Raw genomic sequence first — 13,378 nt, 5'->3', positions numbered from 1 at the left:
TGTCAGAGTTAAACGTTTTGCGTCACAATCTCTTTGTACTCTTATTCTTGCACAACATGTACTTTAATCGTCGCAGTTACATCATGATGCAACTTAACTGGTACGTTTGTGTAACCTAAAGCTCTGATTGGTGTTTCCAATTCTATTTTTCGTTTATCGATTTTTACTTTATATTGTTTGTTCAATCCTTCTGCAATTTGTTTTGATGGGATTGATCCAAACAAACGACTGTCTTCACCAGCTTTTGCTTTAATTTCAACAACTGTGTCTTCTTTTTCAAGAAAATCTTTTAATTTTTTTGCTTCAGCTAAAATTTCGGCTTCATGCTTTTCTTGTGCCTTTTTTTGTCCAGCTAATTGACTAATGCTACCTTTATTAGCTTCCTTAGCTAAATTATTTTTCAATAGATAGTTTTGTGCATATCCAGTTGGAACTTCTTTGACGTCCCCTTTTTTGCCTTTTCCTTTTACATCTTGCAAGAAAATTACTTTCATTTGGCCTACTCCTTGTCATATATTTGATTTATATTCTCATGAATTGCTGCTAATAACCGCTCTTTTGTTTCTTCAACTGTTGTATTTTCCAATTGTGTTGCTGCATTGGTAAAATGACCTCCACCACCTAAAGACTCCATGATGAGTTGGACATTGATTGTTCCACTGCTTCTTGCGCTAATTCCGATCAAACCATCTGTTCGCTTAGTGATAACAAAGGCAGCATTAATATCAATCATTGACAGCAACGTATCAGCTGTTTTAGCGGCAATAACACTATTATACTCTTTCTCATTTGTTCCTGCTGTTACCACAATATCTTTTGTAACATACTCACTGTGAGCAATTAGATCGCTGATTTCTAAATAAGTATCTAAATCAGAGCTTAATAAATATTGTACTAATGACGCATCTGCTCCGCAAGACCTCAAATAACTTGCCACATCAAATGTTCGAGCCGTAGTTCTCACATTAAAACTATTCGTGTCTACGGTCATCCCAGCGAGTAAAAGTGTTGCTTCAAAACGATCAAGTCTATTGGTTCTCGTACTTTGATATTGAATCAATTCTGTTACCAATTCTGAGGCTGATGACGCAGATGATTCAATGTAAGTTAATAATGGTTTATTTGGAAATTCTTCTCCACGTCGATGATGGTCAATGATCACAATCTTATCAAATTGGTCATACAGGCTCTGTGAGATTGATAATGATGGTTTATGATAATCTACCATAACTAATAAGTCATTGTCTTGTTTGATCTCCATCGCTCGCTCTGGCGAAATTATTTGAGCTTCTAGCTCTGGATGCTTGTGAATTTCTTCTAAACACCTAGAAACATCTGGAATAATTTCATCTTCATTAATCACAACGTATGCTTTTTTCTGATTGAAGCGCGCCAAACAACTGACACCAAAAGCAGAACCTAAAGCGTCCATATCTGGAAAACGATGGCCCATAATAAACACATCATTTGTTTCTGTAAATATTTTCCGTAACGCAGTACTCATTGCACGAGATCTTACTCTTGTTCTTTTTACATTTTTCGCTGACTTACCACCATAGTAAGTTGGTTTTGATCCTTCTTGGACTTCTTTTACAACAACTTGATCGCCCCCGCGAACTAAAGCAATATCTAAATTATTCTGTGCTTCGTCGCCAATTTCTTCTAGCGTTTTTTGCCCATAAGCAACGCCCATACTTAGCGTAATCGGTAAATTTTGTTTTTCTGCTTCAGCTCTCAGCCGGTCTAATAAGTCAAATTTCTTTTCCATCATCTTTTTCAAATCAATCATTTGTGCAAAAAAGAAGAAACGCTCTGCATTTATTCTCTTATAAAAAATATGATATTCATCCATCCAATCAGAAATCAATGTGGTAACAAATGAATTTAGATAAGAAATCTCTTTATCATCTAATTTATCAATTGCATCTGCATAGTTATCAATTGATAAAATTCCGATTACGGGCTGTATATTTGTTTGATGCAATTTTAATAATTGATTTTGTGTGACATCACTGAAGTAGATAACTCCTTTGACCGTATCTAGATCAAACTGAAAGGTTTTGTCTGCTAAATATAATTGATTTTTCTTTTTTTCTTTAGCAGAAAAAAAGGCATCTAATAATTCAGTTTCCGATAATGCACTCTTATCTTTTATATCTAGAGCAAAAGGATTTAACCATTCGATTTTTTGTGTCGTTGGTTGGTAAGCGATTACTCCTACAGGCATAATCTCTGAAACATATGCGAGATTAGTTTCTGCCACAGTCGATGCTTGTTGAATTTTCTCTCGGTTTCTTAAAACTAACCATCGACTCATCTTTAACCAATAACGGAAACAAAGTGCATTCATGATAAATACAATTAATGCACTAATTAATCGAAATGGAAACACTAGAATAACCAAAACTTCTATTAGAATAAACAAAAAAAAGAAGAATGGTCTGGGGGTAAAGTTTAAATTTTCATCTTCCATATTCTCCCTCCCACTAATAATTAGTTCAATTTTACCATATTTTGGTCAATACAAGCGACTAACATCTATATCTGCTCCCTAAACAAAAAAAAGAAACTATAATTCTGCTTTTATATAAAAAAGAAGCAACAATCCTTTGGGATTGTTGCTTCTTTTTTTACAATTTATTAGTCTTCACTAACGAAAGGTAGTAAGCCCATAATACGAGCACGTTTAATTGCAACAGTAAGTTTACGTTGGTTTTTAGCGCCTGTACCAGTTACACGACGTGGCAAAATTTTACCGCGTTCTGAGATAAATCTTTTTAGTAATTCGATATCTTTATAATCGATATATTCAATATGATTAGCAGCAATATAGTCTACTTTACGACGTTTACGTCCGCCTCTTCTTTGTTGTGCCATTCTATTTCCCTCCTATCAATTCGTTTAGAATGGTAAATCATCATCTGAAATGTCAATCGTTGAACTTGAACCAAATGGATCAGTTGTGTCACGATCAAAATCAGGCATACCGTTGGATGATTGAGATGTTTGATTAAAGTTATTGTTTCCACCAAATGTGTTTGTTGATTGGTTTGAGCTTTGGAAACCGCCACTTTGTTGACGATTTTCTGATGCAGAACGAGATTCCAATAATTGGAAGTTATCAGCTACTACTTCTGTAACATAGACTTTTTGTCCTTGTTGATTATCATAAGAACGTGTTTGAATACGACCAGTAACACCTAAAAGTGTACCTTTACGTGCATAGTTAGCCATTGTTTCTGCTGATTTACGCCAAATAACGCAGTTAATAAAGTCAGCCTCTCGATTTCCACTTTGGTTTGTAAAATTACGATTTACGGCCAGAGTAAACGTTGCTACTGCAGTTCCGTTTGATGTGTATCGTAAATCCGGATCTTTAGTCAGACGTCCAACTAGTACAACATTATTAATCAAAATAGTCATCTCCTCTCATCGTTTTCCTTTGTTCCATGTGAAACAAATTAAGCTTCTTCTTTAACAATCATGTGACGAACGATATCGTCGTTGATTTTAGCAAGACGATCAAATTCATTGATTGCACTTGCATTTGATGGAGAAGACACTTTAACGATGTGATAGATACCTTCACGGTAACCGTTAATTTCATAAGCTAAACGGCGTTTTTCCCAATCTTTAGATTCGATAACTTCAGCTCCGTTATCTTTTAAGATTGTATCGAAACGTTCGATTAAAGCAGTTTTTGCTTCTTCATCAATGTTTGGACGAATAATATACATAATTTCATATTTCGTATTTTCCATTGATTTCACCTCCCTATGGACTTTAGGCTCTTGTTATTCCAAGAGCAAGGAGAGTTTTCTAATATAATTAGACTACTCACAATCTTTGATTATACACGCATTACGTCTTTTGCGCAACAAAAAAATAAGAGCACCTTAAAATTTAAGGTACTCTTATTATAGATTGGTTTCAAAGAAAATTTTTATTCCTCTGTTGTTTCTTCTGCATCAATTTCTGAATTCACTTCTGTTACTTCTTCAGTCGCTTCAGGTTCAACTGCTGCCATTGTTACAACTTTTGTATCAACTTCCATTTTCATTAAACGAACGCCTAATGTTGAACGACCAGTTTGAGAGACAGTTGACACATTAAAACGAATAATGACGCCTTTATCTGTAATCAACATAATATCTTCTTCACCAGTAACAGTCGTTAATCCAGCTAAAGGACCATTCTTCTCAGTAATATTGGCCGTTTTAATTCCTTTACCACCACGACCTTTTACAGGATATTCAGATACTTTTGTACGTTTTCCATATCCTTTTTCTGTAATTACAAGAACCTCATGATTTTCTGTCATCAAAGCTGCGCCGATGACATAGTCTTCTTCTCTTAAACGAATTCCCCTTACACCAGAAGCAGTTCTCCCCATATCACGGATAGCTTCTTCTTTGAATGTAACTGAGTAACCATTGTGCGTTCCAATGATAATATTCGATTCGCCATTTGTTAACAAGACATTGACTAACTCATCACCATCTTTTAAGCCAATGGCAATCAAGCCATTACTTCTAATGTTAGAAAAGGCGGTCACTGCTGTCCGTTTTACAGTTCCTAGACGAGTAGTAAAGAATAGATAATGCCCTTCTTCTGCTTTCCCTGTTACAGCAATAATTGCTTGGATTTTTTCACTAGAATCAATTCCAAGTAAATTAATGACGGGGATTCCCTTGGCAGTTCTACCATATTCTGGGATTTCATATCCTTTTGCACGATATACTTTTCCGTTGTTCGTGAAGAATAATAATGTGTCGTGTGTTGAACAGGAAACAAGATTTTTTACAAAATCATCGTTATGAACACCCATGCCTTGTACACCACGTCCGCCACGTCTTTGTGCTCTAAATTCATTATTAGCAACACGTTTGATATAACCATTATTTGTCAAAGTAATAACGATTTCTTCTTCTTCGATTAAATCTTCATCTTCTAAGCTTAAGACTTCACCAACTAAAAGTTCTGTCCGACGTTTATCACCAAACCGTTGATTTAACTCAGCAAGTTCTGTTTTGATAATTTCAGTAATTCGTTCAGGTCTTGCCAAAATATCAGTTAAATCTGCAATCAATTTTAATAATTCTTGATATTCATTTTCAATTTTTTCACGTTCTAAACCAGTTAGTCTACGAAGGCGCATATCTAAAATTGCTTGTGCTTGACGATCTGACAAAGCAAATCGTTCAATCATTGTTGCTTTTGCAATATCATCAGATTTTGATCCACGAATAATAGCAATAATTTCATCAATGTGATCTAACGCAATGCGTAAACCTTCTAAAATATGTGCCCGTGCTTCAGCTTTTTCTTTATCAAAAATTGTACGACGTGTGATTACTTCACGCTGATGTTCAACATAGTTTTCAAGAATTTCTTTCAAGCTTAAAACTTTAGGAACACCTTTTTCAATTGCTAACATATTAAATCCAAACGAGTTTTGCAATGAAGTCATTTTATATAAGTTATTTAAAATAACAGAAGCACTAGCATCACGGCGTATATCAATAACAATACGCATTCCTTCACGAGAAGATTCATCCCGTAAATCAGTAATTCCTTCAATTCGTTTATCACGATGAAGTTCAGAAATTCGTTCAATTAGTTTTGCTTTATTTACCATGTATGGTAATTCTGTGACTAAAATTCTTTCTTTGCCATTCGGCATTTCAGTGATTTCAACTTTTGCTCGAACAGTAATTGATCCTTTACCCGTTTCATAGGCACGGCGTATTCCAGATTTACCCATAACTAGACCGCCAGTTGGGAAGTCTGGTCCAGGTAACACTTCCATTAACTCATTTGTTGTAACTTCCGGATTTTCTATCAACAAATCAATTGCCGCTACAACTTCTGATAAATTATGTGGAGGGATGTTCGTTGCCATACCTACCGCAATACCAGTTGTCCCATTGACCAAAAGATTGGGGAACCGAGCAGGAAGAACTTCTGGTTCCTTTTCCGTATCATCATAGTTACTTTGGAAATCAACTGTATTTTTGTTAATGTCTCTTAGCATTTCCATAGCAATCTTACTCATTCGGGCTTCCGTGTAACGCATTGCGGCAGCTCCGTCACCGTCCACAGAGCCAAAGTTTCCGTGACCGTCAACTAGCATATAGCGATAGCTGAATGGCTGAGCCATCCGAACCATGGATTCATAAATAGCACTATCACCGTGGGGATGGTATTTACCCATAACATCCCCAACAATTCTGGCTGATTTTTTATGTGGTTTATCTGGTGTAACACCTAATTCATTCATTCCGTACAAGATACGACGATGAACTGGCTTCAATCCATCTCGAACATCAGGTAATGCACGAGCTACGATAACACTCATTGCATAATCGATGAAGGAGTCTTTCATTTCATTGGTTAGATTGACATCATGGATGTTTTCACTAAATTTTTCACTCACAATTCTTTTCCTCCTTCATGATTAAATATCTAAGTTTTTAACGTAATGTGCATTTTCTTCAATGAACGCACGACGAGGTTCTACGCGATCTCCCATCAGCATTTCAAAAATTTGGTCTGCAGCAATTGCATCGTCTACAGTTACGCGAGCCATCATTCGATTAGCAGGATCCATGGTTGTTTCCCATAATTGATGATCATCCATTTCCCCTAGACCTTTATAACGCTGAACGTTTGGTTTAGGCGATGCAGGTAAGGAAGCAATAACATTTTTCAAGTCCTCTTCTGCGTTTTTACCTGGTTGAACATAAGTGATTTTCTTTCCTTGTTTTACTCCATACAAAGGTGGCTGTGCAATATAAACATAGCCGGCCTCCACGATTGGACGCATGTAACGATAAAACAATGTTAATAGCAGTGTTCTGATATGAGCACCATCAACATCGGCATCGGTCATAATAACTAATTTATGATAACGTGCTTTTGCTACGTCAAAATCTGCTCCAAATCCTGTTCCCATTGCTGTAAACAGTGAACGAATTTCTTCGTTGGCTAAAATTTTATCCATACTTGCTTTTTCAACGTTTAAAATTTTCCCACGAATTGGTAAAATAGCTTGAAATTGACGATCACGTCCTTGTTTTGCTGATCCTCCGGCAGAATCTCCTTCGACGATAAATAGTTCGCATTTTTCAGGATCATTACTTGAACAGTCAGCTAATTTTCCTGGCAAATTACTAATTTCTAGTGCGCCTTTACGTCGAGTAACTTCACGTGCGCGTTTAGCAGCTAAACGTGCTTTAGATGCAAGTAATCCCTTATCAACGATTTGTCGTCCAACACTTGGATTTTCAAGTAAAAATTTCATGAAATGTTCGCTGAACAATCGATCAGTTACAGTACGAACTTCAGAATTTCCTAATTTTGTTTTCGTTTGACCTTCAAATTGTGGATCTGGATGTTTAATTGAAATAACAGCTGTTAACCCTTCACGAACATCTTCTCCAGTTAGATTGTCGTCATTTTCTTTCATCAATTTTTGTTTTCTTGCATAGTCATTAACAACGCGTGTCAGTGCTGTTTTAAATCCAGATTCATGTGTTCCACCTTCATATGTATGAATATTATTGGCAAAACTCATAATGTTTGAATGATAACCATCTGTATACTGCATTGATACTTCGACTGTTATATCTTGCTGTTCACCTTCCAAATAAACTGGTTCTGGGAACAAAACATTTTTACTGCTATTTAAAAATTCAACGTAGCTCTTAATCCCGCCGTCATAATGATATTCTTTAATAACTGGTTCTTCTTCACGCTTATCTTCAATTGAAATATGCATTCCGCGGTTTAAGAAAGCTAGTTCTCTAATACGCGTTGCTAATTTATTAAAGTCAAAAACAGTTGTTTCAGTGAAGATTTCTGGATCAGGAATAAAATGGACTGTTGTTCCGTGACGATCGGTTGTATCAATAATTTTCAAATCATCGACAACAGCACCTCGACGGTATTCTTGATAATAAACATTTCCGTCTTTATAAACTTTTACATCTAATAGCGTAGACAACGCATTTACAACAGAAGATCCTACACCATGAAGACCACCTGATACTTTATATCCACCACCGCCAAATTTACCTCCGGCATGCAAGATAGTAAAAACTGTTTCCACAGCTGGACGTCCCGTTTTAGCTTGGATATCAACAGGAATACCACGACCATCATCAACTACTGTTATACTATTATCTTTTTCAATAATAACGTGGATAGAAGTAGCAAACCCAGCTAATACTTCATCGATTGAATTATCAACGATTTCCCATACTAAGTGGTGCAATCCCTCAGAACTTGTTGTTCCAATGTACATCCCTGGACGTTTACGAACGGCTTCCAGTCCTTCTAATACTTGAATCTGACTGGCATCATATTCTTTAGCGCGATCCACTAAACTTTTTTCTTCCGTCATTCAGTTTCGTCTCCTTTTATTTTTCCCTGTTGAACATAAAATATTTCTGGTTCAACGGTCATTTTATTTTTTACATGATCAAGCGTTGTCGTTGTTAAAAAGGTTTGGACTTTCCCTTCGATTGTCTCCAACAAATGTAATTGGCGATTATCATCTAGTTCACTCATCACATCATCCAATAGCAAAATTGGATACTCACCTGTTTCCTCTTTAATCAAATCGATTTCTGCCAATTTAACACTTAAAGCAGTAGTTCTCTGTTGTCCTTGTGACCCATAAACTTGAACATTTTTTTCATTGATAAAAAAATGAAGGTCATCTCGATGTGGTCCTACAGTTGTCGTACCTCGAAATAGATCCTTTTTTTGATTTTTTGCTAATTCTTCTAAAAATTGTTTTTGAATTTGCTCTTGCGATTGGCTCTTCAAAGAATTAAGCGTCGTCACATATTCAATTTTAAGGTGCTCTTTTTGATGCGTGATTTGTTGATGTAGTGAATTAGCCCAAAACTCTAACTTTTTAATAAACTGGCTTCTAGCTTTCAACACTTTACTTCCAAAATCTGCTAATTGTTCCGATAAAATATCTAGATAAAGCAAATCTGACTGCTTTTTTTCGCTTAATTGCTTTAAATATTGATTTCGTTGTTTCAAAATTGACTGATATTGAACCAAATTATATAGATAAATAGGATTAATTTGACCTAATTCCATATCTAAAAATTTTCGACGTACTTGAGGACTACCTTTTACTAATGATAAATCTTCTGGTGCAAATAAAATGACATTTAGTTGCCCAACATAACTACTTAATTTTTTTTGCTCAATATGATTAATCTTGGTTTTACGCCCTTTTTTAGATAATAAAATCTCTAAAGGAAGTTTAGAAGAACCTTTACTAATTTCACCTTGAACAAGTGCTTGTTCTTGTTCCCAGCCAATTAGTTCTTGTTCACTAGTTGTACGATGACTTCGTGTCATAGCAAGTACATAAATACTTTCTAACAAATTCGTCTTTCCTTGAGCATTTTCACCTAAAAAAATAATCAAATTCTTGGAAAAATCCATAGTCAATTCATCATAGTTTCTATAATTTTTAAGGTGTAGCTTATTCAGCCTCATTATTCACTTTTCCTTTTTTTACCATAAAAAAAGTTCCTACATCTGGAACTTCAATCATCATTCCGGGATAAAGTTTTCTTCCTCGACGGTTTTCTGGTTCACCGTCAACTAAAACAGTATTTTCAGCTAAATACCATTTTGCTTGGCCACCACTGCCAATAACAGTAGTTTCTTTCAACATTTGGCCCAACGTCATAAATTCTGTTTCTAAAATGACTTGTTGTTTCAATATCCATCCCTCATTTTCATTATTAAACATAGCATTATTATACCTTTTTTTGAGGAATAAAACAAATTTTCCTACATATTTTCAAATATAAGAAGATTTGATTCTAAAAAGGTCTTTTGAATAAAAAGAAACAGAAAGCCTTAAAATTGATTTTAGGGCCTTCTGTTTCAAAATTTATTTTTTTGATTTTTTTCAAAGTATTTTTCAAAAGGATGAAAAAAAGATTAATTTGTCCGAACCGGCGTGATCAACTGAATAAATTGAACACCTTCTTCAGCAGGTTCTAATGTGAACGGACGGATAGCTGAAATGAATTTAACTTTGATACTCATATCTCCAAATGCACGTAGAGCAGCTTTCATGTAGTCTGGATTAAATGAAATTTCTAATGGATCTCCACTGCTAGCCGTATAATTTAAGCTTTCTTCTACTTTACCAATTTCAGGCGAGTTTCCGTATAACACAACTGAATCTGAATTAATTGATAAACGAACAATGTTATTGCGGCCTTCGTGAGACAACAATGAAGCACGTTCAATCGCAGCTAATAAGCTTGGTACTGAGAATTCAACTTCCGTATTAAAGCTTGATGGAATTAAACGATTAGTATCAGGATAATTTCCTTCTAGTAAACGAGAATAGAAGAACATTGTTTCAGTTTTAAAAAGCACTTGGTTTTCCATGATACTAATTTCAACAATTTCTTCTTCATTGGTTAACGAGCGAGAAAGTTCAGTCAAACTTTTACCAGGAATAACAATATCAAAATGGTCAGCTGTTTGATCTACTGGAATAACACGTTGGCTCAAGCGATGTGAATCTGTAGCAACTGCTAATAATGATTCATCCGATAAAATTAAATGTACTCCAGTTAAAATTGGGCGACTTTCATGTTGAGAAACAGCAAAAACTGTTTCATTGATCAATTTATTTAATACATGAACAGGTAATTTCATTTGGTTGTGGCTTTCGATAACTGGTAAATGTGGGTAATTATCTGCATCTAATCCATTAACAGTAAAGTTGGCTTTACCAGAAGTAATTGCTACCTGCTTGTTTTCTAAAACTTCTAAAGTAAAGTTTTCTTCCGGTAAACGACGAATAATCTCGCTAAAAAAGCGTGCTTGTAAAACAATTGAACCTGTAGATTCAATTTGCATTTGAGCCTTTTCATTTTCAACAGATAAAAGTGTTTCAATTGAGATATCTGCATTGCTCCCTGTTAACGTTAAACCTTCATCAGTTAACGTAATTTTGACCCCAGTTAAAATTGGGATGGTCGTCTTACTTGAAATAGCTCTTTGAACAGTTTGTAGCTCTTGCATAAAGCTAGCTCGATTTAAAGTAACTTTCATGATGAATCTCCTTTTGCGTAGTTAATTTATTATTAGTTAATTAAAATAATAAAAGTAATAGGGCATGTTAATTTTGTGGAAAACTATTAAAAACATAATAGTCCGTAGAAAAAATCGCTGTGGACAAACTGTGGATAAAAAAAGTAAAACTTTTATCTTTATCCACAAGCTAATTAAGTAAGAAATTTTTGATTTCTGAAACTTCATTTTGCATGCTCATGCTGGAATCCATTAAATGTTGGATTTTTTCATGTGCATGGATGACAGTTGTATGATCTTTCCCACCAAATTCAGCACCGATTTTTGGTAATGAGCTATCTGTGAGTTCACGTGCAAGATACATCGCAATTTGACGTGGGACAACGATAGACTTGACACGTTTCTTTCCTTTTAGATCTTTCAGCTGGACATGATAATACTTAGCAACTTCTTCTTGGATTTGTAAAATAGTCAATTGAGAATGACCTTTTCCAGATTTTAACGTTTTTAAAGCATCAGCGGCCAAGCTAGTTGAAATATCTGCACTATTAATTGCAGCGAAGGCTTGAACTCGAACCAAAGCACCTTCAAGTTCCCGAATATTTGAATCAATTTGGCCTGCGATATAACTTAAAGTGTCATCTGGAATTTCTAATTGTTCGGCAGCAGCTTTTTTACGTAAAATAGCTGTTCTAGTTTCAAGATCTGGAGGTGTAATATCGACAGAAAGTCCCCAAGCAAAGCGCGAAACTAGTCGTTCTTGCAGTTTTGGAATTTCATTGGGCAAACGATCACTTGTTAAGACAATCTGCTTGCCCTCGTTGTAAAGTGCATTAAATGTATGAAAAAATTCCTCCTGAGTAGCCTCTTTTTCTGCAAAAAATTGAATGTCATCTACTAATAGTAAATCAACATTTCGGTATTCTTGACGAAATTCTTCGGCAGTTTTATTTTGGATCGAATTGATAAAATCATTCGCAAAAGTTTCACTGCTTACGTATTTTACTTTTGCATTTGGCTGGCTTAACAGCATTTGGTGACCAATCGCATGCATCAAGTGAGTCTTCCCTAAACCAACACCACCATAAAAGAAAAGTGGATTGTAAATTGATCCAGGATCTTCTGCTACAACTAATGCTGCAGCATGTGCCATTTGATTTCCTTTACCAATGACAAATGTATCAAAAGTATATTTAGGATTTAACATGGCTTTTTTGATTGGCGCAGCCATGGTGGGCTTCTCCATTTTTTCAGTAATGATTTCTTCTTGTTCAAGCTCATCCCCAGTGACAAAACGTGGAATAATTTCATCTTCAGTCAGCATATAGCCAACTTCAACAATTTTTGTAGCTAGATTTTTTTCCCAATATTCTTTGTGAATCTTACTTGGAACCTCTAAGACAAATTGATGATTGTCTAATGAACGAGGTGTTGCAGTTTCAATCCAAGTATTGTAACTCGCAGGAGATAAATCTCTTTGATAAGTAGTTTTTAATTCGTTCCATAAAGCATCGAGGGATACCATAAGGCTTCCTCCTTCATTAAAAAGTGAATAACTAGTACTAATTTAGCATTTTTTCAGATAGTTTTCCACAGAAAGAAAAGAAAAAAATAAATTTATTTGTATTATCCACAAAATCCACGTCAGAAAAAAAGAGAAAATCACAAGAGAGGAAAAAGTTTATCCACAGGAGTAATCAACAGGTGGATAAGTCAGCTAATAAAAAAGTTTTTAACAAGCACTTGTGGATAAAAAAGTTAATATTTATAAGCGATTGAATAAACAATTCACAGAAAAGAGAGAGTCTGTGGATTTCTTTTTTTACATGTGTTTATTCTGTGTAAAAAATGGGCTAAAAAAATTGTGGATAATTGTTGTTGATAACTTTTTCCACAAAAAAATCACACGGCAAAAAATAATGTTGTGGATAAGTTTTAAGAGAGTTAATATTATTTTATATTGACAAAACAGCATTCTAGTCGGTATACTATCAAAGTATGTCTGTGTTTATAATTAGATAAGAAATTTTGGAGGTGGAATACATGAAAAGAACATACCAACCAAATAAACGTAAACGTCAAAAAGTTCACGGATTCCGTAAACGTATGAGTACTAAAAATGGACGTCGTGTTTTAGCAAGCCGTCGTCGTAAAGGAAGAAAAGTTCTTTCAGCTTAGGCCACTGGGGTTTCAGTGGTTTTTTTTATGCCCTTTTTTAGGGAAATGATGAACTGATAACAGTAAATATGGTATGATGGTTCACGTAAGTGAGAGATAGAAAAGGAAAGAA

12 protein-coding genes are annotated in these 13,378 nt (G+C 35.0%); 1 reads left to right on the top strand and 11 read right to left on the bottom strand.

Going from position 1 to position 13,378, the window contains the following annotated elements; all coding sequences use genetic code 11:
• Positions 1–41: 41 nt before the first annotated feature.
• From rplI to dnaA, 11 genes are all read right to left on the bottom strand, one after another.
• Positions 42–494, bottom strand: coding sequence for a 50S ribosomal protein L9 (gene rplI, locus AB3I20_RS07655; protein WP_067483646.1), 453 nt, complete (start codon positions 492–494; stop codon positions 42–44).
• Positions 495–499: 5 nt separating this feature from the next.
• Positions 500–2,473, bottom strand: coding sequence for a DHH family phosphoesterase (locus AB3I20_RS07650; RefSeq protein ID WP_067483648.1), 1,974 nt, complete (start codon positions 2,471–2,473; stop codon positions 500–502).
• A gap of 167 nt (positions 2,474–2,640) precedes the next feature.
• On the bottom strand, positions 2,641–2,877 hold the full coding sequence (rpsR, locus tag AB3I20_RS07645) for a 30S ribosomal protein S18 (protein WP_016623165.1): 237 nt from the start codon (positions 2,875–2,877) through the stop codon (positions 2,641–2,643).
• 24 nt (positions 2,878–2,901) lie between these two features.
• On the bottom strand, positions 2,902–3,414 hold the full coding sequence (gene ssb / locus AB3I20_RS07640; protein WP_067483650.1) for a single-stranded DNA-binding protein: 513 nt from the start codon (positions 3,412–3,414) through the stop codon (positions 2,902–2,904).
• A gap of 47 nt (positions 3,415–3,461) precedes the next feature.
• Entirely contained in the window at positions 3,462–3,761 is a 300-nt protein-coding gene (gene rpsF, locus AB3I20_RS07635) for a 30S ribosomal protein S6 (protein WP_067483652.1), read from the bottom strand.
• A 182-nt stretch (positions 3,762–3,943) separates the two neighbouring features.
• The gene (gene gyrA / locus AB3I20_RS07630) at positions 3,944–6,436 is read right to left on the bottom strand and encodes a DNA gyrase subunit A (protein WP_071869225.1); all 2,493 of its coding nucleotides are present in this window, start codon (positions 6,434–6,436) and stop codon (positions 3,944–3,946) included.
• Between the two features lie 21 nt (positions 6,437–6,457).
• Positions 6,458–8,404, bottom strand: coding sequence for a DNA topoisomerase (ATP-hydrolyzing) subunit B (gene gyrB / locus AB3I20_RS07625; RefSeq protein ID WP_067483656.1), 1,947 nt, complete (start codon positions 8,402–8,404; stop codon positions 6,458–6,460).
• Positions 8,401–9,525 (bottom strand): DNA replication/repair protein RecF, encoded by a 1,125-nt coding sequence (recF, locus tag AB3I20_RS07620; RefSeq protein WP_368027148.1) that lies wholly within the window; start codon positions 9,523–9,525, stop codon positions 8,401–8,403. The genes gyrB and recF overlap by 4 nt, the downstream gene beginning before the upstream one ends.
• The gene (gene yaaA, locus AB3I20_RS07615) at positions 9,512–9,754 is read right to left on the bottom strand and encodes a S4 domain-containing protein YaaA (protein ID WP_067483660.1); all 243 of its coding nucleotides are present in this window, start codon (positions 9,752–9,754) and stop codon (positions 9,512–9,514) included. The genes recF and yaaA overlap by 14 nt, the downstream gene beginning before the upstream one ends.
• A gap of 224 nt (positions 9,755–9,978) precedes the next feature.
• Positions 9,979–11,109 (bottom strand): DNA polymerase III subunit beta, encoded by a 1,131-nt coding sequence (gene dnaN / locus AB3I20_RS07610; protein WP_067483663.1) that lies wholly within the window; start codon positions 11,107–11,109, stop codon positions 9,979–9,981.
• Positions 11,110–11,278: 169 nt separating this feature from the next.
• Entirely contained in the window at positions 11,279–12,613 is a 1,335-nt protein-coding gene (dnaA, locus tag AB3I20_RS07605) for a chromosomal replication initiator protein DnaA (RefSeq protein ID WP_067483664.1), read from the bottom strand.
• Positions 12,614–13,131: 518 nt separating this feature from the next.
• Between dnaA and rpmH the strand changes: the two genes are divergently transcribed.
• On the top strand, positions 13,132–13,266 hold the full coding sequence (gene rpmH / locus AB3I20_RS07600; protein WP_002293121.1) for a 50S ribosomal protein L34: 135 nt from the start codon (positions 13,132–13,134) through the stop codon (positions 13,264–13,266).
• Positions 13,267–13,378: the final 112 nt, after the last annotated feature.

This window comes from Enterococcus sp. C50 (assembly GCF_040887505.1).
GTDB lineage: Bacteria > Bacillota > Bacilli > Lactobacillales > Enterococcaceae > Enterococcus_B > Enterococcus_B thailandicus.
This window is presented reverse-complemented; position numbering and strand designations above follow the sequence as displayed.